This is a genomic window from Pseudomonas sp. FBF18, from assembly GCF_024261405.1.
Taxonomy (GTDB): Bacteria; Pseudomonadota; Gammaproteobacteria; order Pseudomonadales; family Pseudomonadaceae; genus Aquipseudomonas; species Aquipseudomonas palmensis.
This window is the reverse complement of the sequence record NZ_QKRS01000004.1, coordinates 37,573-60,466: the sequence shown is the minus strand read 5'-3', so window position 1 is coordinate 60,466 and position 22,894 is coordinate 37,573. Positions and strand designations below refer to the sequence as shown.

At 66.8% G+C, this 22,894-nt stretch carries 21 protein-coding genes; 13 read left to right on the top strand and 8 right to left on the bottom strand.

Features of this window, described 5'->3' with window-relative positions:
- Positions 1-145 precede the first annotated feature (145 nt).
- The 3 genes from DN387_RS08290 (at position 146) to DN387_RS08280 (ending at position 3,926) form a co-directional block, all read left to right on the top strand.
- Positions 146-1,633: an NCS1 family nucleobase:cation symporter-1 gene (locus tag DN387_RS08290; protein WP_043863977.1), complete on the top strand. Its 1,488-nt coding sequence runs from the start codon at positions 146-148 to the stop codon at positions 1,631-1,633.
- A gap of 39 nt (positions 1,634-1,672) precedes the next feature.
- A complete protein-coding gene (locus tag DN387_RS08285) occupies positions 1,673-2,953 on the top strand; it encodes a Zn-dependent hydrolase (protein ID WP_054914391.1) in 1,281 nt (426 codons plus the stop codon).
- Positions 2,954-3,218: 265 nt separating this feature from the next.
- On the top strand, positions 3,219-3,926 hold the full coding sequence (locus tag DN387_RS08280; protein ID WP_043863975.1) for a YebC/PmpR family DNA-binding transcriptional regulator: 708 nt from the start codon (positions 3,219-3,221) through the stop codon (positions 3,924-3,926).
- A gap of 28 nt (positions 3,927-3,954) precedes the next feature.
- Here the strand turns inward: DN387_RS08280 and DN387_RS08275 are convergent, their stop codons facing one another.
- Positions 3,955-5,262 carry a leucine-rich repeat-containing protein kinase family protein gene (locus tag DN387_RS08275; protein ID WP_054914392.1) on the bottom strand — a complete coding sequence of 436 codons (1,308 nt, stop codon included), beginning with the start codon at positions 5,260-5,262 and terminating at the stop codon, positions 3,955-3,957.
- 129 nt (positions 5,263-5,391) lie between these two features.
- Here DN387_RS08275 and DN387_RS08270 point away from each other — a divergent pair, with 129 nt between their 5' ends.
- Positions 5,392-7,281, top strand: a complete 1,890-nt coding sequence (locus DN387_RS08270) for a propionyl-CoA synthetase (protein ID WP_054914393.1) — start codon at positions 5,392-5,394, stop codon at positions 7,279-7,281.
- Between the two features lie 3 nt (positions 7,282-7,284).
- On the opposite strand, the gene zapE is transcribed toward DN387_RS08270, so the two are convergent.
- Positions 7,285-8,358: a cell division protein ZapE gene (gene zapE, locus DN387_RS08265; RefSeq protein WP_236171879.1), complete on the bottom strand. Its 1,074-nt coding sequence runs from the start codon at positions 8,356-8,358 to the stop codon at positions 7,285-7,287.
- Positions 8,359-8,618: 260 nt separating this feature from the next.
- Here zapE and DN387_RS08260 point away from each other — a divergent pair, with 260 nt between their 5' ends.
- The 7 genes from DN387_RS08260 (at position 8,619) to DN387_RS08230 (ending at position 14,985) form a co-directional block, all read left to right on the top strand.
- Positions 8,619-9,146, top strand: a complete 528-nt coding sequence (locus DN387_RS08260) for a spore coat U domain-containing protein (RefSeq protein ID WP_078481712.1) — start codon at positions 8,619-8,621, stop codon at positions 9,144-9,146.
- A gap of 28 nt (positions 9,147-9,174) precedes the next feature.
- Positions 9,175-9,708 (top strand): spore coat U domain-containing protein, encoded by a 534-nt coding sequence (locus tag DN387_RS08255; protein ID WP_054914394.1) that lies wholly within the window; start codon positions 9,175-9,177, stop codon positions 9,706-9,708.
- Positions 9,709-9,724: 16 nt separating this feature from the next.
- The gene (locus DN387_RS08250; protein WP_043863970.1) at positions 9,725-10,258 is read left to right on the top strand and encodes a spore coat U domain-containing protein; all 534 of its coding nucleotides are present in this window, start codon (positions 9,725-9,727) and stop codon (positions 10,256-10,258) included.
- Positions 10,259-10,261: 3 nt separating this feature from the next.
- Positions 10,262-10,759, top strand: coding sequence for a spore coat U domain-containing protein (locus DN387_RS08245; protein ID WP_043863969.1), 498 nt, complete (start codon positions 10,262-10,264; stop codon positions 10,757-10,759).
- Positions 10,760-10,834: 75 nt separating this feature from the next.
- Entirely contained in the window at positions 10,835-11,590 is a 756-nt protein-coding gene (locus DN387_RS08240) for a molecular chaperone (protein ID WP_043864089.1), read from the top strand.
- 168 nt (positions 11,591-11,758) lie between these two features.
- Entirely contained in the window at positions 11,759-13,999 is a 2,241-nt protein-coding gene (locus tag DN387_RS08235) for a fimbria/pilus outer membrane usher protein (protein WP_156326200.1), read from the top strand.
- A 47-nt stretch (positions 14,000-14,046) separates the two neighbouring features.
- Positions 14,047-14,985 (top strand): spore coat U domain-containing protein, encoded by a 939-nt coding sequence (locus DN387_RS08230; RefSeq protein ID WP_043864087.1) that lies wholly within the window; start codon positions 14,047-14,049, stop codon positions 14,983-14,985.
- Here the strand turns inward: DN387_RS08230 and DN387_RS08225 are convergent.
- The gene (locus tag DN387_RS08225; RefSeq protein ID WP_043863968.1) at positions 14,949-16,163 is read right to left on the bottom strand and encodes an MFS transporter; all 1,215 of its coding nucleotides are present in this window, start codon (positions 16,161-16,163) and stop codon (positions 14,949-14,951) included. The two genes, DN387_RS08230 and DN387_RS08225, sit on opposite strands and share 37 nt — an antisense overlap.
- 96 nt (positions 16,164-16,259) lie before the next feature.
- Here DN387_RS08225 and DN387_RS08220 point away from each other — a divergent pair, with 96 nt between their 5' ends.
- Positions 16,260-16,715: a helix-turn-helix domain-containing protein gene (locus DN387_RS08220; protein ID WP_043863967.1), complete on the top strand. Its 456-nt coding sequence runs from the start codon at positions 16,260-16,262 to the stop codon at positions 16,713-16,715.
- A gap of 105 nt (positions 16,716-16,820) precedes the next feature.
- Here the strand turns inward: DN387_RS08220 and DN387_RS08215 are convergent, their stop codons facing one another.
- The 3 genes from DN387_RS08215 to DN387_RS08205 form a co-directional block, all read right to left on the bottom strand.
- Entirely contained in the window at positions 16,821-17,969 is a 1,149-nt protein-coding gene (locus tag DN387_RS08215; RefSeq protein WP_043863966.1) for a M14-type cytosolic carboxypeptidase, read from the bottom strand.
- A 48-nt stretch (positions 17,970-18,017) separates the two neighbouring features.
- Entirely contained in the window at positions 18,018-18,530 is a 513-nt protein-coding gene (locus tag DN387_RS08210; protein ID WP_043863965.1) for a DUF4880 domain-containing protein, read from the bottom strand.
- Positions 18,531-18,965: 435 nt separating this feature from the next.
- The gene (locus DN387_RS08205) at positions 18,966-19,298 is read right to left on the bottom strand and encodes a DUF3077 domain-containing protein (protein ID WP_054914395.1); all 333 of its coding nucleotides are present in this window, start codon (positions 19,296-19,298) and stop codon (positions 18,966-18,968) included.
- Between the two features lie 132 nt (positions 19,299-19,430).
- Here DN387_RS08205 and DN387_RS08200 point away from each other — a divergent pair, with 132 nt between their 5' ends.
- Positions 19,431-20,048 (top strand): LexA family transcriptional regulator, encoded by a 618-nt coding sequence (locus tag DN387_RS08200; RefSeq protein WP_063611980.1) that lies wholly within the window; start codon positions 19,431-19,433, stop codon positions 20,046-20,048.
- Positions 20,049-20,120: 72 nt separating this feature from the next.
- On the opposite strand, the gene DN387_RS08195 is transcribed toward DN387_RS08200, so the two are convergent.
- Entirely contained in the window at positions 20,121-22,079 is a 1,959-nt protein-coding gene (locus DN387_RS08195) for an acetyl/propionyl/methylcrotonyl-CoA carboxylase subunit alpha (protein ID WP_054914397.1), read from the bottom strand.
- Positions 22,076-22,894: a gamma-carboxygeranoyl-CoA hydratase gene (locus DN387_RS08190; RefSeq protein ID WP_043863961.1), complete on the bottom strand. Its 819-nt coding sequence runs from the start codon at positions 22,892-22,894 to the stop codon at positions 22,076-22,078. Before DN387_RS08190 ends, DN387_RS08195 begins: the two co-directional genes overlap by 4 nt.

Sequence of the window (22,894 nt, the reverse complement as noted above, 5' to 3'; positions counted from 1 at the left end):
GTTTCTGGCGAGTCCTGTCTTGCTTGACAGGATGCGTAAATGGTCAAGATTTCTCAGATCACCTGACCGTGATTGCCTTACCTGCACGCGCAAGACTCCGGCGCCTCATCGCGAGGTGCACATAACCAGAAAAGTGGAGCGGCCAATGCACCAGACCCGATCGCAAGTGAGCGAGCGTGACGGCTTGTTCGAGCTCGACGCCGGCACCGACGTCCTCGACAGCCCTCGCTACAACCATGACATCGCCCCGACCAAGGTGGGGCAGCGCACCTGGAACAAATGGCACATCACCGCACTGTGGGTCGGCATGTCGATCTGCGTGCCCACCTACACCCTGGGCGGGGTGCTCACGGCGTACTTCGGCCTGACGGTGGGCGAGGCGCTGTTGGCGATCCTGCTGGCCAACACCATCGTGCTCATCCCGCTGACGCTCAATGCCTTCCCCGGCACCAAGTACGGCATCCCGTTCCCGGTGCTGCTGCGCTCCTCGTTCGGCATCATCGGCTCCAACGTGCCGTGCCTGATCCGCGCGCTGGTGGCGTGCGGCTGGTTCGGTATCCAGACGATGTTCGGCGGGCTGGCCATCCACCTCTTCCTGGGCTCGTTCTGGCCGGAATGGAAGGCGCTGGGCGGCACCGGCGAGGTCATCGGCTTCATGCTGTTCTGGTGCCTCAACCTGTGGGTGGTGCTGCGCGGCGCCGAGTCGATCAAGTGGCTCGAAACCCTGTCGGCACCGCTGCTGGTGCTGGTGGGTGCCGGGCTGCTGGTGTGGGCGCTGCCCAACGTGTCGTTCAGCGAACTGCTGGCGCAGCCGCCCAAGCGTCCTGAAGGCGCCAGCGTGACCGGCTACTTCTTCGCCGGGCTGACCGCCATGGTGGGTTTCTGGGCCACGCTGTCGCTGAACATCCCGGACTTCAGCCGCTACGCCCGAAGCCAGAAGGACCAGATCCTGGGGCAGATCTTCGGCCTGCCGCTGACCATGTTCCTGTTTGCCGCGCTGGGGGTGGTGCTGACCGCTGCCTCGGCCTCGCTGGTGGGCGAGACGGTGTCCGACCCGGTGAGCCTGATCGGGCATATCCAGAGCCCGCTGTGGGTGGCGCTGGCCATGGCGCTGATCATCATCGCCACACTGTCGACCAACACCGCGGCCAACATCGTTTCGCCCACCAACGACTTCCAGAACCTGGCGCCCAAGTGGATCGGGCGTACCACCGCCGTGCTGCTGACCGGGCTGGTGGGCCTGCTGCTGATGGCCCATGAGCTGCTCAAGAAACTCGGTCTGATCGTCTCGGACGTGAGCCTGGAGTCGGTGTATTCCAACTGGCTGCTGGGCTATTCCAGCCTGCTGGGGCCGATTGCCGGGATCATGGTGGTGGACTACTTCCTGCTGCGCAAGCAGACCCTCGACCTTGCCGGGCTGTACCGCGACGACGTGTACCCGGCCTGGAACGCGACCGGCTTCATCGCCTTCGGCGTGCCGGTGGTGCTGACCCTGTTGTCGCTGCACAGCCCGGCGTTCAGCTGGTTCTACGACTTCGGCTGGTTCACCGGCTCGGCGCTGGGCGGGGTGATCTACTACGCCCTGGGCAGCCTGAAGGGCGCGCGTGCCACCAGCCTCAAACCCACCGTGTAACCCCACGGCCCGCAGAGGCCGGCCAAGCAGGAGATGCTCATGCAAACCGCTAAGGACGTTCTGCAAAGTACCCAGGCCCACATCGATGGCGAGCGCCTGTGGCAGTCGCTGATGGAGCTGGCGCAACTGGGTGCCACCGCCAAAGGCGGCGTATGCCGCCTGGCCCTGACCGACCTGGACCGCCAGGCCCGCGACCTGTTCGTGCAATGGACCGAGGCTGCCGGCTGCACCGTCAGCGTGGATGGGGTGGGCAACATCTTTGCCCGCCGGCCCGGGCGCAACCCGCAACTGCCACCGGTGATGACCGGCAGCCACATCGACACCCAGCCCACCGGCGGCAAGTTCGATGGTTGCTTCGGGGTGCTGGCCGGGCTGGAAGTTCTTCGTACACTCAATGACTTGCAGATAGAAACTGAGGCGCCACTTGAGGTTGTGGTGTGGACCAACGAGGAGGGCTCGCGGTTCGCGCCGTGCATGATGGGCTCGGGCGTGTTCGCCGAGAAGTTCACCCTTCAGGAGACGCTGGCCAAGCGCGATGCCCAGGGCGTGAGCGTGGGCGAGGCGCTGAATGCGATCGGCTACGCCGGCACCCGCGCGGTCAGTGGGCACCCGGTGGGCGCCTATTTCGAGGCGCATATCGAGCAGGGGCCGATCCTGGAGGACCAGCGCAAAACCATCGGCGTGGTGCTCGGCGCGCTGGGGCAGAAATGGTTCGACCTGACCCTGCGCGGTGTCGAGGCCCACGCCGGGCCGACCCCGATGCACCTGCGCAAGGACGCCCTGGTAGGCGCCAGTGCGGTGGTGGCGGCGGTCAACCGCGTGGCTCTGGAGCATCAGCCCCATGCGTGCGGCACGGTGGGCTGCCTGCAGGCGTACCCGGGCTCGCGCAACGTGATCCCCGGCGAGGTGCGCATGACCCTGGATTTTCGTCACCTGGAGCCGGCGCGGCTGGACTCGATGATCGCCCAGGTGCAGGAGGTGATCGCCGCGACCGCGCAGCAGCATGGGCTGACCTACACGCTGACGCCCACCGCGGACTTCCCGCCGCTGTACTTCGACAAGGGCTGCGTGGAGGCGGTGCGCAGCGCGGCGCAGGGGCTGGGCATGTCGCACATGGACATCGTCAGCGGGGCCGGGCACGACGCGATCTTCCTGGCCGAACTGGGCCCGGCCGGGATGATCTTCGTGCCGTGCGAGGGCGGCATCAGCCATAACGAAATCGAGAATGCCGACCCCAAGGACCTGGCGGCTGGGTGCGCAGTGCTGCTCAGGGCAATGCTGGCGGCGGCGCAGGCGGTGGCGCAGCGTGAAGCTGCTTAACTACATGAGGTTGTTGGCTTATCTGATTGATTTATATGAAATAAAAATCACAACTTAAAGTGGTTTCTAGGTTGTGGATGCTGGCCTCTTCGCCGGCAAGGCCGGCTCCTGCAACGCTAGTAGGAGCTGGCGTTGCCGGCGAAGGGTTCACCAGGCCCGGCAACAGCCCAGCGTTTTTTTGTCGATTGCCCGGCGCAGCCTGTATAAACTGCACGCCACCTTGCTGGTCGCTACCTGAACCGGCAGCTGAAACAAGAGAGTCGAGATGGGCGCACAGTGGAAAGCCAAGCATAGAGAAGTAGCAGCCAACGCCAAGGGCAAGATCATGGGCAAGCTGTCCAAGGAGATCCAGATCGCGGCCAAGGCCGGTGCCGACCCGGACATGAACCCGCGCCTGCGCCTGGCCGTGGAACAGGCCAAGAAGGCCTCGATGACCAAAGAGACCCTGGAACGCGCCATCCGCAAGGGCGCGGGCCTGGATGGCGACGCGGTGCAGTACCACCACGTTACCTACGAAGGCTTCGCCCCGCATCAGGTGCCGCTGATCGTCGAATGCCTGACCGACAACGTCAACCGCACCGTGGCGCAGATTCGCGTGCTGTTCCGCAAGGGCCAGCTGGGCGCTTCGGGCTCGGTGGCCTGGGACTTCAACCATGTCGGCCTGATCGAAGCCAGCCCTGAAACCCCTGATGCCGACCCGGAAATGGCCGCCATCGAAGCCGGTGCACAGGACTTCGCGGAAGGTGAAGAAGAGGGCTCGACCCTGTTCATCACCGACACCACCGACCTGGACGCGGTACAGAAGGCCTTGCCGCAACAGGGCTTCAAGGTGATCTCGGCCAAGATCGGCTACACCCCCAAGAACCCGGTCAGCGGGCTCAGCGACGAGCACATGGCTGAAGTCGAGGCATTCCTGGAAGCCATCGACGACAACGACGACGTGCAGAACGTGTACGTCGGCCTGGCGGGCTGATAACCCACTTCGCCGGCAAGGCCTGCTCCTACGCCTCTTGCAGGAGCCGGCCTTGCCGGCGAAGCACCCGTTCAACCTGCGCAAAATCCGGCCTTGCCAGCACCTGCGGCTGAACACAGCTCGCCTGCAAGTCCGCCAGTTCCTCTGACGCCTCCCCGCAACACGCCAGCAGTTCCCCCAGCAACACCCCGAACGCCCGCACCTCGATACGCTGCAATGCGTCTGCTGCAACACTGCCATCCTGCGCAAAGAACGATGCCGCGCCAAAGTCCCCGAGCACCGCGTTGCCCTGTGCATCGCACAGGATGTTGTGCGCGTACAGGTCGCCGTGGGTGATGCCGCGCTGGTGCAGGTGCGCCGCGACCGACGCGATGGCCGTCGCCAGCCGGGTTGCGGCTTGCAGGCCAAGGCACAGGTCAGGCGGGTAGACGTCTCGGGTGCAGGTTTGCAGGCTGGGCGGCCCGGCCAGGGCAGACAGGTGGGTGCCCACCAGCGCCATCAGCAACCCCGGCACCTGGTGCGGGTGGTTGGCTACCTGCCCCAGCAGCGGGATCAGGTTCGGGTGGGCGCCAGCTGCCACGCACGCCTGCATTTCGTTGAGCGGCGAGCCATCGCTGGTCATCTGGCCCTTGTACAGCTTGAGCGCCGCCTTTCGGCCCGCCACCTGCACGCGGTGAATCACCCCGGAGGCGCCCTGGCCCAGCACCTCGCCCAGCTCGAGGGCGTGCCAGTCGATGGCGTCGCACCGGCCCGGCGCCTGCGGCGCCGCAAGGCCCAGGGGCAAGGGGTTGCCGGCATACGCCAGCCACGCTAGGCGGGGCATCGTCAGCAGCCACTGGGGCAGTTCGCTCAACCGGTTGGCCGACACCCGCAGCAGTTCGAGCCGCTGGCACCGCGCAAGGCTGGCCGGCAGGGCGCGCAGGCGGTTGCCCGCCAGCATCAGCTTTTGCAGCTGCTGGCAGTCGCCCAGTGCGTCGGGCAACTGTTCAAGGCAATTCTCGGTCAGCACCAGTGCCCGCAGGTTGGGGCCCAATGCGGCGGCCGGCAGGTGCGTGATGCGGTTGTTGCGCAACCCGACCATTTCCAGGCGCAGGCACTGGCCTACGCTGGCCGGCACCTCGGTGAACCGGTTGTGGGAGCAGAACAGCACCTTGAGCCGGTGCAGCCGGCCCAGGTCATGGGGCAGGCTGCTCAACGCATTGCCGCTCAGGTTGAGCACTTCGAGGCTGTCGGCCAGTTCGAAGATCTCATCCGGGAACTGCGTGAGCCCGCAGCTCAGGTCGAGGCGGGTGGCACCTGCCAGGCGGCCGCGCCTGAGGTCGTCGAGGGTGTGCATGAAGGGGCTGCAAGGGCAATGAAGACGGCGGCGATGATACCCGACTTAAGTACCATGGCAGGCGCGCAATTGGCGTCCATACTCGATATTCGCCCTTTTAATAACAACAAAGTTCAGGGTTACCGATCGATGACTTACCAGCACAGCTACGACCGCTCCATTGCCGACCCCGCTGCGTTCTGGGCCGAACAGGCTGACCACCTGGCCTGGTACCGCAAGCCTGCGCAGACCCTTGTGGCCAACCCCGACGGCACCCACCAGTGGTTTGCCGACGGGCAACTCAACAGCTGCTACCTGGCCCTCGACCACCAGATCGAGCAGGGCCGTGGCGAGCAGACCGCACTGATCTACGACTCGCCCGTCACCGACACCCGCCAGACCTACACCTTCGTGCAACTGCGCGACGAGGTGGCGCGCCTGGCCGGCCTGCTGCGCGAGTTGGGGGTGAAGCAGGGCGATGGGGTGATCATCTACATGCCGATGGTGCCGCAGGCGGCCATGGCAATGCTGGCCTGCGCCCGCATCGGCGCGGTGCATTCGGTGGTGTTCGGTGGCTTTGCCGCCAACGAACTGGCCCTGCGCATCGACGATGCGCGGCCTGCGCTGCTGCTCACCGCCTCCTGCGGGCTGGAGTTCGACCGCGTCATCGAATACAAGCCGTTGGTGGACAAGGCCCTGCAACTGGCCACCCACCAGCCCCGCCAGGTGCTGGTGCTGCAGCGCCCGCAGGCCCGCGCCGAGCTGCGCGAAGGCCGCGACCTGGACTGGCAGGCGGCAGTGGCTGCGGCCAGCCCGGTGCCACCGGTGGCCTTGGCCGCAGGCGACCCGCTGTACATCATGTACACCTCCGGCACCACCGGCAAACCCAAGGGCATCGTGCGTGAGAACGGCGGCAACGCCGTGGCGCTGCGCTTTGCCCTGCGCCATATCTACGGCATGCAGCCGGGGGATGTGTGGTGGGGCATCTCCGACGTGGGCTGGGTGGTGGGGCACTCGCTGATCGTCTACGGGCCGCTGATGAACGGCTGCACCACGGTGTTCTACGAGGGCAAGCCGATCCGCACCCCGGACGCTGCCGCCTACTGGCGCGTGGTGGAGCAGTACCGGGTCAACGGGCTGTTCTGCGCACCCACGGCCATGCGCGCAATCCGCAAGGAAGACCCGCAGGGCGAGCTGTTCAAGCGCCATGACCTGAGCTCGCTGCGCCAGATCTTCCTGGCCGGGGAAAAACTCGACTCCAGCACCCATCAATGGCTGGAGGCGGCCAGCGGCAAGGCCGTGCACGACCACTGGTGGCAGACCGAAACCGGCTGGCCGGTGACCGCGCCCTGCGTCGGGCTGGAAGGTTGCGGGGTGCGTCCGGGTTCGAGCAACCGCGCCGTGCCGGGTTACCACGTGCGCGTGCTGGACGACGACGGGCACCTTCTGGGCCCCAACGAGCAGGGTGCCATCGTGATCGCACTGCCGCTGCCACCCGGCTGCAGCCAGACGCTGTGGGGCGACCATGCGCGCTACCTGCAGGCCTACCTGCACAGCCACCCCGGCTACTACCACACCGGCGATGGCGGCTACCTCGACGAGGACGGTTTCGTCTACATCATGGGGCGCACCGATGACGTGATCAACGTGTCCGGGCACCGGCTATCCACCGGCGAGATGGAAGACCTGGTGGCGCGCCACCCGGCGATTGCCGAGTGCGCGGTGGTGGGGGTGCGCGACGAAATCAAGGGCCAGGTGCCGTTGGGCCTGGTGGTGCTCAAGGACGGGGTCAGCCTGAGCGAGCAGCAGTTGCAGGCCGAACTGGTGGCCAGCGTGCGCGAGCAGATCGGCGCGCTGGCCTGCTTCAACCAGGTGCGGGTGGTCAAGCGCCTGCCCAAGACCCGCTCGGGCAAGATTTTGCGGGCGGTGCTGCGCAAGATCGCCGACCACCAGCCTTACACCCCGCCCTCGACCCTGGACGACCCGGCCGTGCTGGCCGAGATCGAAGGGGTGCTGGCCAGCCTGGCGCGGGCCAGCTGAGGGTCAACCCGGGCAGGCTACCGGGCCCAGCACATTGAGCTGGCCCAGCCGGCTGCGGGTGCGGGCCAGGTCGATGGCGCTGCCGCCCAGGCTTTCGCACAGCGAGGCCTGGCCGACCAGCACCAGGTGCTTGTCCTGGTCATACAGCACGTCCACCAGGTTGATGAAGCGCTGCTGCGCCGCCATCGAGCACTGCGCCAGGTCCGGCAGGTGCTCGATCACCCAGTGGTCGTAGCGGCGCGCCAGCTCCAGGTAGTCCATCACCGCCGTGGGTTGCTCGCAGATCGCCTCGAAGCTGAAGCCTACCGCGCGCTCCTGGCTGAACAGGGCGTGCAGCGAGCGCTTGCCCACCTGCAGCCTTACCGGCGCGCCGGCCTGATCCAGGCCGGCGGCATGGCGCTGCGCCGGGCTGCCGGGCCAGAGGTAGTGACCCTGGGTGAAGCGCTGCTGGCTGCCGGAGGCCGGGTGGCTGCGGTAGTCCTGCTCGCCGCCCACTTCAAGCACCTGCATGTGCGCCTCGATCAGGCGGATCACCGGTTCGAAGCGCTGGTGGTAGAGCGGGTTGGGCAGCAGCCCGGCAGGCGGGTAGTTGGAGGTCAGCAGCACGAACACGCGGCGCTCGAACAGCGCCTTGAACAGGCCGGTGATGAGCATCGCGTCGCCGATGTCGTGCACGTGGAACTCGTCGAAGCACAGCACCTGGCAGCCTTGCAGCAGCTCGTCCAGGGTCGCGCCCAGCGCATCGTCCTGCTGGCGATGACGGAACATGCCCTCGTGCAACTGGGCGAAGAAATCGTGAAAGTGCAGGCGGCGCTTGTGCGGATGCTCCAGTGACTGGAAGAAGCCGTCCAGCAGCCAGCTCTTGCCCCGTCCCACCGCCCCGTACAGGTACAGGCTGCGCGCCGTGCCGTCAGCCAGGTGCGCGGCCTGCTCGGCCATGCAGGCGATCACCCGCTGCTGGCCGTGGCTCAAGGTATAGCCCTGCTCATCGGCCTTTCGTCGGAAGAATTCATCGACTTCAACAGCCGCCACGCGCTTGGCCGGCGGGTGTGCACGGGCAGCCAGGCGCTGGCGCAGGGCGCGCAGCGGCGAACGGATCCAGGACGGCGGTAAGGCGGTCAATCTCAGGCTCCTTGGGGGTGCCGGGCACAGGGGCCGGCTGAGTGGGCGGCGCTAATGTACCGAATAGGGGGTTGGGCTGCCAGTCATGTCGTGCCTGGCAGGTCATGTAGGAAGGTTCTTGTACGCGGCCTATACATTTCCGAGCTTGCTGGCAGGTTTTTCTTCGGCTGCTACCCTCTGGAACAGATGGATCCTGCATTGCAAGGAGGGTAACGGTGAAGGGACGCTCTCTGGCTGCGCTGCTCGGGCTGGTTGTCGCAGACGCTGCCGCCGCCGCAGATTTTCTGGTGGAAGTTCGCGTGGATGTACAGCGCGGTTGCCAGCTGGTGCACCAGACCCGCGATGCCGGCGCCCAGGCCCAGGGCCTGCTCGACTTCGGCCGTACCGCGCGCCTGGACGATCCGCAAGGCCCGCTGACCGGCGCCTTGCTGCAACAACGCCCCCCACGTCTGGAATGCAACCCCGATACGCTGTACCAGGTAAAGGTCGATGGCGGCCAGCATGGCGGCGTCGGCGAGGTGCGCTACCTGGCCAGCGACACGCCACAGGCCCGTCCCATCCCGTACCGCCTCTACCAGGACCCGGCCTGGCGCACTCCGCTGGCGGTGAACATCGCCCAGCACGCACGCGTACCCGACTCGGGGTCGGTGGAACTGCCGCTGTACGCCCGCATCGACACCCTGGCCCAGGTGCCCCGTGTCGGCCATTACTCGGACTTGCTCAAGGTGACCGTCACCTGGTGACCCTGTGCGTGCTAAAGGAACTGGCAGCATGAAGACATCGCAGATTCTGTTGATCAGCCTCGGGCCCTTGCTGTTGTGTCCGATGGCCAATGCCGCCGTCAGCGGGCATATCCAGGCACGCCTGGTGATCAGCGCAGCCTGCCAGATCAGCAATGTGCCGGACGACAGCCCGGCCGGTGGCGGCCTGGGCCTGCTGGACTTCGGCACCCAGGGGCCAAGCTGGGCCCGCCCGCTGAGCGCCAACCTCGACCAGACCGGCGGCAGCGGCACCCTGCAGGTCAGCTGCAACCCCTCGGTGCGGGCCTTCACGGTGAGCATCAATGGCGGCAGCAACGATGCCAACGGCGTGCGCCGCCTGCGCAACGGCAGCGAGCTCATCCCCTACCAGCTGGCGGCCGATCCAAGCGGTGCAGTGCGCTACGGCATCGGCCAGCAGCGCAACTTCTCGATCAGCAGCGCTGCGCAAATCCCCATACCGATCTACGGCGCCGTGGTGGCACACCCCAGGGCGCTGCCGGCCGGCATCTACCGTGACACCCTGATGGTGACCCTGGACTGGTAACAACAAGGAGCGACTCATGCATCCCAACGTCTCACGCATACTCTTCGCCGGGCTTGGCCTGGCCCTTGCCAGCCAGGCCCAGGCGGCCACGGTCACGGGCAATATCAACGCCACCCTGACCCTGACCGCGGCCTGTCAGGTGAACGGTTCGACCGCCACCACCGGGGTCAACTTCGGTAACCTGGATTTCGGCTCGCAGATTGCCCTGTTCACCGAGGCCAGCGCCCAGGTGATCGGCACCGGTGGTGGCGGCGCCATCAGTGTGCTGTGTTCGCCCGGTGCCACGCCGGTGGTGAAGGTGGGCGCAGGCGCGCATGACGCGGCCACCACCGGTGGCAGCCGCGCGCTGGCCATGGGCACCAACTACGTGCCCTATGACTTCTATACCGATGCCGGGCACACCAATCTGCTGGCAATCAACGGCACCATCACCCTCGCCACCAGCACCGGGGTGGCGCAGACCGTCAACCTGTACGGCCGCGCCGTGGGCAAGCCGTCGCTGCCGCCAGGGGTGTACACCGACACGGTGGCGGTCGAGCTGAGCTTCTAGGTCATGCGCCGGTTGCTCGGTGGCCTTGCGGTGCTGGCCTGGGCAGTGCCCATGCCGCTGGATGCCGCGCTCACCAGCACGCTTCAGGTCAGCGCAACGATTGCGGCAGGTTGCCTGGTGGTGGGCGGCGCCAGCAACTACGGCACCCTGGACTTCGGCACCCGTCCGGCGCTCGGCGCCGCCAGCGTGAACACCCAGCTGGCCGGCACCACGGTGACCCTGCAATGCACGCCCGGGGTGGCCCTGAAGATGAGCGTCGACGGTGGCCTGAACAACAACGGGGTACGCAACCTCAAGCGCACCAGCGGTACCTCGCTGGTGGCCTATCAGTTGTACCGCGACGCGGCCTTGTCCCAGGTGCTGGGCATCGGTCAGCTCGTGGCGGTCAGTTACAGCGATCCGACGGCGATCAAGCTGCCGGTGTATGCGCAAGCCCAGTTACCCGGCGTGTTGCCGGCGGGCACCTACACCGACGTGGTGCAAGTGGTGTTGTCCTGGTGAGTGCGCTCCCGGGGTTGTATCGGAACAAGCCAAAGGAGAGGGTGCATGGCGCTGTACGCACGTGGATGGCAAGGGATGGGCAAGTGGCTGCTGGTGGGCGCCTTGCTCGGCGCAGGGGGCGCCCAGGCGGCCACATCGGTGTTGATCTGGCCGATCGACCCGGTGCTGGAGGCCGACCAGAAGGCCGGGGCGTTGTGGTTGGAAAACCGTGGCACCACCCCGGCGAACCTGCAGGTCAGGGTGTTCGCCTGGCGCCAGGACGGGTATGACGACCAGTTCCAGCCCCAGCGCGAGATCATCGGCAGCCCGCCGGTAGCGACCATCAAGCCGGGTGAGAAACAGCTGATTCGCCTGACCCGCACCGGCCAGTCGCCGGCCGGCCAGGAACAGGCCTACCGCATCATCATCGACGAAATCCCACCCGCCCTGCCGGCCAGCGATGCGCAGACGTCCCAGGCGCAGATCCGCTTCCAGATGCGCTACTCGGTGCCATTGTTCGTCTACGGCCAGGGGCTGTGGAGCAAGCCGGACGCCGAGGGCAAGCGTGATGCAGCGGGCGTGGGCACGCCGTTGCTGAGCTGGCGACAGGTATCGCAGCAGGGCAAGCCCTTCGTCGAGATCCGCAACGTGGGGCCGGTGCATGCGCGCCTCACCGATGTGGTGATGCAGCAGGGCGCCCAGAGCAAGCCGCTGGTCGACGGCTTGCTGGGTTATGTACTGCCCGGCGCGAGCATGCGCTGGCCGGCACCTGCAGCAGCCTCGGCGGCCAGTGTGCTGAAAGGGCGCGTCAACGGGGCCGAGCCGCCCCAGACCATCAACCAGGGCCACTGAGCCCGGCGCCTCAAGGGCGCATGAAGATGGAGCAGGGGCCAGGGAGGACCCGGACATGGTGGGACGGCGTGCGTGAGTACTTCTCTGGCCTGCACCCGCAGCGTGACGCTGGCGGTGCTGCTGGCGGGCAGCGCGGTCGCAGGCGAACTGCCGCCACCCCCTGCGAGTATGGAGGCTGTCGCCGATGCGCCGTTGTACCTGGAACTGGTGGTCAACCAGATGAGCAGCGCTAGCGTGGTGCTGGTGCACCAGCGGGCCGGGCGCCTGTACATGGCCACCGCCGACCTGCAGGCGGCGGGCGTGCAACTGCCTGGGCAGCCCGGCCCGGAACTGGCGCTGGACGCCATCGATGGCTTGCACAGCGAGTACGACAGCCAGAACCAGCGGCTGCTGGTGCAGGTGCCGGCGGCGTGGCTGCCCAACCAGCGTATCGGCGAGCGCTCGCTGGGGCCGGCCGGCGAGGCGTTGAGCAGTTTCGGCGCCTTGCTCAACTACGACGCCTACTTCAACGACACCGATGAGGGGGGCACCTACCTGGCAGCCTGGAACGAACTGCGGGTGTTCGACAGCTGGGGCACCTTCTCCGCCACCGGGCAGTGGCGCCAGCGCCTCGGCGGGGCAGGCTACGAAGGCGCCCAGGAAGGTTTTCGGCGGTACGACACCACCTGGCGCTACACCGACGAGGCGCGCCTGCTGACCTTCGAGGCCGGCGATGTGCTGACCGGCGCCTTGCCCTGGACCAGCTCGGTGCGGGTGGGCGGGGTGCAGCTGTCGCGGGACTTTGCCGTGCGCCCGGACCTGGTGACCTACCCCTTGCCGGCCTTCGCCGGTGAAGCCGCGGTGCCCTCGTCGGTGGACCTGTTCATCAATGGCTACAAGAGCGCCAGTGCCGACCTGCAGCCAGGCCCCTACACCCTGACCAACGTGCCGTTCATCAACGGTGCCGGCGAGGCGGTGGTGGTGACCACCGACGCCCTTGGCCGGCAGGTCTCGACCACGTTGCCGTTCTACGTCACCAGCAGCCTGCTGCAACAGGGGCTGGCGGACTTCTCGGTGGCGGCCGGCGCCCTGCGCCGCGACTATGCCGTGCGCGACTTTGCCTACGGCCCCGGCGTTGCGGCGGGCAGCCTGCGCTATGGCCTGACCGACTACTTCACGCTGGAAAGCCATGCCGAGGCGGCCGGGTCCCTGGGCCTGGGCGGGCTGGGCGGCAACCTGCGGGTGGGCAACTTCGGCGTGCTCAACACGGCGCTGAGCCAGAGCCGCTTCGAAGGTCGCAGTGGCCAGCAGTTGAGCCTGGGCTACCAGTACAACAACCGCTGGCTGGGCTTCAACTACCAGCGCCTGGAGCGTCATGGCGACTACGCCGACCTGTCGCTGGTCGACAGCCCGTATATCCGCCTCAGCCAGCGCAGCGAGCAGGTCACCCTGAGCCTCAACCTGCAACGCTATGGCAGCCTGGGGGCGGGCTACTTCGACGTGCGCGCCGCCGACAACTCGCGCACGCGCCTGCTCAACCTCAGCTGGAGCAAGCCGCTGTGGGGCAACAGCAGCCTGTACCTGTCGGCCAACCGCGACCTGGACGACAGCCAGTGGGCGGTGCAGGCGCAGCTGGTGGTGCCCTTCGACCTGCACGGCACGCTGGCCCTGAGCCTGGAGCGCAACCAGCAGGGCGAGAACCTGCAGCGGGTCAACTACAGCCGCGCCGTACCCGCCCAGGGCGGCGTGGGGTTCAACCTGGGCTATGCCGGCGGCGACCGTGAAACCTACCGTCAGGCCGACCTGACCTGGCGCCTGCAATCGGTGCAGTTGCAGGCCGGGGTGTACGGCAGCAGCGACAACATGACCCGCTGGGCCGACGCCAGCGGCTCGGTGGTGCTGATGGACGCCGGGGTGTTCGCGGCCAATCGCATCGACGACGCCTTCGTGCTGGTCAGCACCGAAGGCTTTGCCGATGTGCCGGTGCGTTACGAGAACCAGGTGGTGGGGCACACCGACAGCCAGGGGCACCTGCTGGTGCCCTACGGCAGCGGCTACTACCGCGGCAAGTACGAGATCGACCCGCTGGAACTGCCCCCCGATGTGCGCTCGCCGAATGTGGAGCAGCGCGTGGCGGTAAGGCGCGGCGCCGGCTACCTGCTGGAATTTCCGTTGCGCCGGGTACTGGCCGCCAGCGTGGTGCTGGTGGATGCCGGCAACAACGAACTGGCCGTGGGCAGCCAGGTACGCCACGAGCAGAGCGGCGCGCTGGCGGTGGTGGGCTGGGATGGCCTGGTGTACCTGGAGGACCTGAGCGAACACAACAGCCTGGTGGTGCAACTGGCCGGAGGCGGCAGTTGCCGGGTGCAGTTCGAGCTCAAGGCGCAGGCCGACCAGGTGCCGCTGATCGGCCCGCTGGTGTGCCAGTGAAGCGCCGGCTGACGGGGCTGCTTGCGCTGCTGGCACTGCTGGCCTGCATGCGCGCCCAGGCGCTGTGCCAGGTGCTGGCAACCACGCCAGCCACTTTCGGCCTGGTCAACTCCACCCTGATACGCACCACGGTGCAGACCACCACGGCGCCCAGTGCCGGCTTGAGCTGCACCGGTTCGCTGCTGACCCTGCTGCGTTCGGATGACTCCTTCAAGGCCACCTTCACCGCCAACAACGGCACCACCGGGCTGGTGGGCCCCACCGGCGACGTCATCCTCTACACGCTGTACGCCAACAACAGCACCAGCTACCCGATCACCCGGGGCCAGCCCTACGATTTTGCGCGCAACGGCATCATCGATGCCCTGGGCCTGCTCGGCGGCACCTCGCCCAAGACCGTGCCCATCTACCTGCGCACGCAAATGACCAGCAACGTGGCGGCCGGCCTGTACCAGGAGACGTTCACCGTGGCCTGGAGCATCGACTATTGCTGGGGGCTGGGTCTGGGCAGCGCCTGCCTGGGGCGGCAGGTGCTCAACGCCACTACCACCCTGACCATCAACCTGACCGTCACCAACGACTGCCAGATCAGCTCGCCCAACATCGTGTTCGGCAGCGCGCCGGTGGTCAGCGGGTTCGCCACGGTGAGCCAGAACGTCAACCTGGCCTGTACCAAGGGCAGTGCCTACACGGTGGGGCTGGATGACGGGCAGAACGTGGCAGGCGGGCGTCGGCGCATGAAATCCAGCGCCGGCAACTACCTGGCCTATGACATCTTCAAGAGTGGCGGGGGCGTGCGCTGGGGCAGCCTGAGCAGTGCGCGGCGCGCCAGCAGCGACGCCGACATCAACCCGGGCAACGGCAATGGCAGTGGCAGCGCGGCCGGCAGCCAGGTGTTCAACTACAACGCCAGGGTCTACACCGACCAGGCCACGCCGCCGGCCGGCGACTACCTGGACAGCGTGATACTCGACGTGCAGTTCTGAGCCGGCTGGCGCACGGTGCGCCACCAGTACCCCAGTGCCAGCACATTCAACCCCGCGCCCAGCGCGCATACCAGCAGCCAGCCGCCCCAGGCGTAGGCCAGCGTCGAGGCCAGCGAGCCCAGTGCACTGCCGATGGAGTAGAACAGCATGTAGGCGGCGGTGAGCCGGCTGTGGGTATCGGCCGGCAGGCGGTAGATCAGGCTCTGGCTGGCCACGTGCAGCGCCTGCAGGCCCAGGTCGAACACCACCACCCCCAGCAGCAGTGCCCACAGCGATTGCTGGGTGAGGGCGATGGCGCCCCACGAACCGATCATCAGCAGCAGCGAGAGGCCGCTGACCCGTTGCCCCAGGCCACGGTCGGCCAGCCCGCCGGCACGCGCGGCGGCCAGCGCCCCGGCTGCGCCGGCCAGGCCGAACAGGCCCACCTCGGTTGCCGACAACGACAGCGGCGGGGCGCTCAGGGGCAGTACCAGCGGGGTCCACAGCACCATGGCAGAGGCGAAGCTGAGCATTGCCAGCAGGGCGCGCTGGCGCAGTACCGGCTGCTCGCGCACCAGTTGCCACAACGACACCAGCAGCGCGCCGTAGCCAGTGTTGGGGCGCGCAGCCGTGTGTGCGGGCAGCACGCGCCACAGCAGCAGGGTCATCAGCAGGGTCAGCGCTGCCGACAGGGCGTAGATCGAGCGCCAGCCGGCCAGATCGGCCATCGCCCCGGACAGGGTGCGGGCCAGCAGGATGCCGATCACGATACCGCTGGTGACCATGCCCACCACATGTCCGCGTTCGGTGTCGGCCGATACGCTGGCGGCATGCGCCACCAGCAGTTGCGCCACCACCGCCAACAGGCCGGTCAGGGCCATGCCGACAAACAGCCAGGCGCTGCTGGTGGCCAGCGCGATCATCAGCAAGGCCAGCACCGACAGCAGCGACTGCAGCACGATCAGCCGGCGCCGCTCGAACAGGTCGCCCAGAGGCACCAGCAGTATCAGGCCCAGGCCGTAGCCGACCTGGGTCAGGGTCACCACCAGCCCCACCAGCGCCGGGTCGATGGCGAAGTCGCGGGCCATCGCGTCCAGCAGTGGCTGGGCGTAATACACGTTGGCCACCGCCAGTGCGCAGGCGACGGAGAACAGCAGGGCGAGCCACGGCGAAAGCCGGGGCGCAGGGGAGGCGGGCATGGCGATATCCTGTGTGGTTGCATAATGAAACTGGTTGTATGCTGAGAGGACCGGTTTTATATTGCAACTACTTTTTTCAGCCTGCCGAGAGCGACCATGGTTCAGCGTACCCGCCTGCAAGATGCCGAATGCCCGGTGGCCCGGTCACTGGACGCGATCGGTGACTGGTGGTCGCTGTTGATCGTGCGTGATGCGTTTGATGGCTTGCGCCGCTTTGGCGAGTTCCAGCGCAACCTGGGCATGGCCAAGAACATTTTGGCCTCGCGCTTGCGCCAGTTGGTGGAGCACCGGATTCTGGAGCTGGTGCCGGCGTCGGATGGCAGCGCGTACCAGGAGTACGTGCTGACCGAGAAGGGGCGCGGGCTGTTTCCCTTGATCGTGGGGCTGCGCCAGTGGGGCGAGGCGTTTTTCTACCAGCCTGGCGAGGCGCATTCGGTGCTGGTGGACCGCCAGAGCGGGGCGCCGGTGGGCCCGCTGCAGCTGCGTGCGGCGGATGGGCGGGTGCTGGGGCCGGATGATTGCGTGCGGGTGGCGGGGCCGCCGCCGGCCTGACCTGCCTCATCGCGGGTCAGGCCGTTCCCGCAGGGCACTGCAAGCCTTGTGGGAGCGGGCTTGACCCGCGATGGGGAGCGCTGCGGGGCGACGGTGCGCCAGCCCCTAGCGCAGCGCTGCGACCAGCTTCGCCAAGGTGTCGATCACCGCGCTGCCCAGCGCCTTGGAGCGTTCACCCGACCAGCCGGTCACCGCATCGGGCGCGTCGTCGTGATCCTTGAACGGCATCTCCAGGGTCAGCGACAGGCAGTCATGCGCCTGGCCCACCGCATTGCATGCCAGGGTCATGTTGGCCTGCCCAGGCTTGCTGCGCGGGTAGCCGTGGGTGGTCTGGAAGTCCCGGGTCACGCTGCACAGGGTGCTGCGAAAACGCTCCTCCAGCGCCGCGATCCGATCCGTGTAGCCCGGGTTGCCTTCGCACCCGGCCGTGAACACATGGGGTATTTCCTCATCGCCATGGGCATCCAGGAACAGGTCCACGCCATACAGCTTCATCTGCTGCTGGGCGAACAGCACCTCAGGGGTGTGTTCGATGTTCGCATCCTGCCAGGCGCGGTTGAGGTCCTTGCCCCTGGCATTGGTGCGCAGGTGCCCGGCAGCGGCACCGTCCGGGTTCATGTTGGGGATCAGGTACAGGTCGGCGACCGCCAGCAGGGCCTGCACGGTGGCATCGTTGCCCTGTATGCGGTCGATCACGCCCTCCATGAACCACTCGGCCATGTGCTCGCCGGGGTGCTGCTGGGCGATGATCCACAGCTTGCGCTTGCCCGCGCCCCCGTCGCCCGCCCGCAGCAACGGGATATCGCGCCCTTCGACGCTGCGCCCGGTGGCCAGCAGTTCGACGCCCGGCAAGGCGCTGGCGCGTTCGATCAGCTGATTGTGCCGCGCGCGCGGGTAGGGCTCGAAGTAGGCGAACCAGGCCTGTGTTTCGCGGGGCTCAAGGCTGAAGTGCAGGGCCTTGCCGTCGTAGCGGGTCGGCACGCGAAACCAGTTCTGCTGGTCGTAGGACGCTACCGCCTGGTAGCCCTCCCATGCGGCGCTATAGGACGACTGGCTGGCGTTGTCCAGGCTGAAGGCGTGGGTATGCCCGGGCGTCAGCCCGCTGGCCTTGAAGTGAAACCACTGGAAATGCCCGCTGTGGGTGTCGGGGCGGATGTTCAGGTGAATCCGGGACGGGTTGCCGGCATCGACGAGCAGGATGTTGCCGGCATCGAATGCGCAATCGATGCTAACGGGGGACAGCGTCACGGTCATGGCCAGGCTCCGGTAGAGTTGTTGTGCCAACCACTCTACACCCCTGGATCACGACCAGAAACCGATCGCCAGCGCCGCTGCCAACCCCAGGCCGAGCGCCACCGAGCAGCCTCCCAGCGAAACACCGGCCCAGGCCTGGCGATACCAGTGCCCATCGCCCAGTTGCCGGGCCGGTGCCAGCAGGTTGCGCCAGCGCAGTTCGGTGGCATGGAACGCATGCAGGTGTTCGGGGGCGGCATCCAGCCAGCGGCGAAAGTCGATGCGCTCGCTGGCGGTGATGTCCGGGCTCTGCAGGCGCACATACCATTGCGCCGCCGCAGTGCTGGAGGCGCTGCGCACCGGCAGGGCGGCCTGCAGTACCTGGCCCATGTGCCGTTCCACGGTCGGTGCGCCGATATCCAGGCGCTGGGCGATGGCGGCGAACGACAGTTGATCGAGACGATTGAGCAGGAACACCTGCTGTACCCGGCGTGGCAGCTTTTTCAGGCGCACGAGCAGGGCATCTTCGCCGAGGTCGGCGCTATCGTGATGGTGTTCAAGGGGCAGCAACAGACGGGTCATGTACGAGCTCCTTGCAGAAAGAAACGACTGAAGAGAAGGGGGCGTCTTCCCTGACGCTGCGACAGCTTAATCTACATGAGATTGATTCTCAAGTGCTGAATCGGCAAAGGCTTGTCTCGGGGTTACATATCGAGACATACATTTGCTATCATCGCTGCCAATCAAGCACCACCCGCCTTCATTAGCCTGAAGAGCCAAAAAAAAAGACCCGGCAAAAAGCCGGGTCAAAAACCGTGATTAGCCTGATGAGGAGATAATCTGAGAGTCCGACCTAAGGGCTTTCAGTTATCCAACCAGTCTCGCGACCAGTTGTTTGCAATAATAATCGTTCTCATTTTCAAGTCAAATGAATTTTCTGTTATCCAGCAAAAAATTCCGCATCGCTGTGCCTGGTCGTTGAACCACGGCCTGCCCCACCGCCGTTCCCGTTGCCCATCATCCCTCCCTTGATTGAAGCTCCTGCCGCCTGGCCTGTTCCGCGAGGCTGCGGTCCAGCAGCGCCCTGGCCATGTTGATCATGTGCATCACCGAGAAGGCCATGTCCCGTGAGTTGCCCTTGAGGTTGTCGGCCGACTCGTAAGCGCTGGCCGCGGCGCAGCGCAGCATGCTCGAGGCGTGTTCGGTGGCCGCTTCGGCCGAGAGGTCCTGGCGGGCGATGAACAGCTGGTCGTCCGTGTGGCTGACCGTAGATGGGGTAGGGTTGAGGTAATAGTCCAGTGCGCGGCGTGCCGCTTCGCTGTCCAGGTCGTTGAAAGGGGGTGGGGTCATGGGGCTGCCTTCCTTGTAGTGAGTAGGAAAAGATTACCCTTCAATCCTAAGTACATGTTGTATTGTATTCCATCGCTTAAATACTACAGAGTATGTATTGAGTCGCTGCTGTCAGTCCGTATCGTGCCAGCGATGAAAAAATGGAATGAACTGGCGAAAGCCAGAATGCGCGAGCTGGGCCTCACGCAGGAGAAACTGGCCGAACGCCTCGGGGTGACCCAAGGTGGCGTTGGCCATTGGATTCGGGGAAGGAACAACCCACCGCTGGCCACCATCGATGAGATCCTGCGGATACTGGGCATGGGGCGCATGGGCGTGGTCTGCGACGACGCCGTCGCGGAGCCGTCCGGGGTGTATGCCACACCGGCGCTGGGTGCATTCCGCTACCCGCTGTCGGACTGGGAGCACCTGGCCGAGCCTGTCGAAGGCGCGCCGACCGTGCTCAGCGACCACCTGGCCGATGGCCCGTGCTACTGGCTGACGGTGGAAGGTGACGCGATGAATTCGCCCATGGGCCTGAGCGTGCCGGCGGGCATGATGGTGCTGGTGGACAGCGGTCGAATTGCCGAGATCGGCGCGCTGGTGATCGCGCGCCTGCCCGGCAATCCTGTCGCGGTGTTTCGCCAGCTGGTCGAGGAGGGTGGTCAGCGGTACTTGCAGCCGCTCAATCCCACCTGGCCCAAACTGACGTGGGAGGAGGGCACCGAGGTGCTCGGTGTGGTGGTGCAGGCGTCTATCCGGCTGGGCTGAAAAGCGTCGCTGGCAAGCCGGCCCACACAGGGTTTCATGGCGCCCACAAAACCCTGTGCAAGTGCAGTGCCGTCAGCCTTCCTGAACCTCCAGCTCCACCAGCGCGGCCCCTTCGCTGACCATCTCGCCTTCCTGGCAATACAGCGCCTTGACCGTCCCCGCCTGGGGTGCGCGGATGCTGTGCTCCATCTTCATGGCCTCCAGCACCACCAGTTGCGTGCCGGCCTCGACCGCCTGACCGACCTCCACCAGTACCCGCACGATGCTGCCGTTCATGGGCGCACTCATGCCGCCCTGGTGCGCATGGCCGGCGTCCGCCTCGGCAATCGGGTCGAAAGCGCTTACCCCGTGCAGCTCGCCATCCCACTCCAGATACAGCGTTTGCCCACGGCGCACGGCCAGGTGCCTGCGCCGCACGCCTTCGTGCTCGATCACCAGGTGCTCGCCGTCCATGCGCGCGGACACCGACCCGGGGTTCAGGCTCAGTGCCCGGTCTTCGCCATTGCAGCGCAGGTGCAGGGCGGTCTGCGCCGGTACGCCCGGTCTGAAACCGGTGGCGGCTGCCCACGGCGAGTGCCGGTCATCAGCGCGCACGCAGGCGGGGCGCGATTGCTGGAAGGCCTGCCCGGCAGCCTGCCAGAACGCTGTCGGCAACGCGACGGGGGCGGGCAGCAGTTGATCCTGATAGCGCGGGATGAACCCGGTATCCAGTTCGGCCTCGGCGAAGGCGCGGTGGGCCAGGATGCGGCGCAGGAAGGCGATGTTGGTCTTCAGGCCGCCAATGGCGAAGCTGTCGAGCATCGCCAGCAGGCGCAGGCGTGCCTGCTCCCGGTTCTCGCCCCAGGCAATCAGCTTGCCCAGCATCGGGTCGTAGAACGGCGAGATGCTGTCACCTTCGCACACGCCGCTGTCGACCCGGCGCCCTTCGCCCGGCGCCGACTCGCGGTACAGCGCCAGGTGCCCGGTGGCCGGCAGAAAGTCGTTGGCCGGGTCCTCGGCGTACAGGCGTACCTCGATGGCATGCCCGTGCAGCGGCACCTGATCCTGCGTCAGCGGCAGCGCCTCGCCGCACGCCACGCGGATCTGCCAGGCCACCAGGTCCAGGCCGGTGATCGCCTCGGTCACCGGGTGCTCCACCTGCAGGCGGGTGTTCATTTCCATGAAGAAGAATTCGCCACGGGCATCGAGCAGGAACTCGACCGTGCCTGCGCCCACATAGCCGATGGCCTGGGCCGCACGTACCGCCGCCTCGCCCATGGCCTGGCGCTGCGCCGGGCTCAGGCCGGGGGCCGGGGCTTCCTCGACCACCTTCTGGTGACGACGCTGGATCGAGCAGTCGCGCTCGTTCAGGTACAGGCAGTTGCCATGCTGGTCGGCGAACACCTGGATCTCGACGTGACGCGGCTTGAGCACGTACTTTTCGACCAGCATGCGTGCATCGCCGAACGACGACAGCGCTTCACGCTGGGCCGAGGCCAGGGCTTCACCCAGCTGGCTTTCCTGCTCGACCACCTTCATGCCCTTGCCACCGCCACCGGCGGTGGCCTTGAGCAGTACGGGGTAGCCGATGCGCTGGGCGGCCGAGCGGAAGGTCTCCAGATCCTGGGCTTCGCCGTGGTAGCCAGGCACCAGCGGTACCCCGGCCACTTCCATCAGCGCCTTGGCCGCCGACTTGCTGCCCATCGCGTCGATGGCACTGGCCGGCGGGCCGAGGAAGATCAGCCCGGCCTCTTCGATGGCCCGGGCAAAGCCTGCGTTCTCCGACAGAAAGCCGTAGCCCGGGTGTATCGCCTGGGCGCCGCTGGCCTTGGCCGCGGCAATCAGCCTGGGGATGTCCAGGTAGCTCTCGGCCGCCTTGGCGCCACCCAGGTCAACCCGGATATCCGCTTCGCGGCTGTGCCGCGCATCGCGGTCGATGGCGCTGTGCACGGCCACGGTGGTCAGGCCCATGGCCTTGGCGGTGCGCATCACGCGGCAGGCGATCTCGCCACGGTTGGCGACCAGCAGGGTGGTCAGCAGAGGGCGGCTCATGGGCGTGGCTCCTTGTCCGAAGCGGGGGTTTGCCAGGCTGGCGTGCGTTTTTCGAGGAAGGCGCGCAGGCCCTCCTGGCCTTCGGCGCTCACGCGGATACGCGCAATGGCGCCTTCACAGTAGCGGCGCAGGGCAGGGGTGAGCTCACCATTGCCCACTTCGCGCAGCAGCTCCTTGCTGGCGCACATGGCCTGCGGGCTGTTGAGCAGCAGGTTGTCGACCCAGCGCTCGACCTCGGCATCCAGCTGCGCGGCCGGGCAGGTTTCGGCCAGCAGGCCCAGTTCGCGGGCCCGCTCGCCGCTGAAGCGTTCGGCGGTCAGGGCATAGCGGCGGGTGGCGCGCTCGCCCATGGCCTGCACCACGAACGGGCTGATCACCGCCGGCGCCAGGCCGATGCGCACTTCCGACAGGCACAGCTGCGCGTCGTCGGCACCGATGGCCATGTCGCAGCAACTGATCAGCCCCACGGCACCGCCGAAGGCTGCGCCCTGGACCACCGCCAGGGTCGGCACCTTGAGCCGCGCCAGGTTGTACATCAGCTCGGCCAGCTCGCGGGCGTCGTCCAGGTTGGTGTTGTAGTCCAGCTGCGCCGACTGCTGCATCCAGGCAAGGTCGGCGCCGGCACTGAAGTGCCGGCCGCGCCCGCGCAGCACCATGAAGCGCAGGCTGGCGTCGTTGCCGATCTGGTCGATGGCGATGATCAGTTCGCGGATCATCTGCGCGTTGAAGGCGTTGTTCTTGGCCTCGCGGCTCAGCCACAGGGTGGCGAAGCCGCGCGGATCGCGAATCAGTTCAAGGGTAGAGAAGTCGCTCAT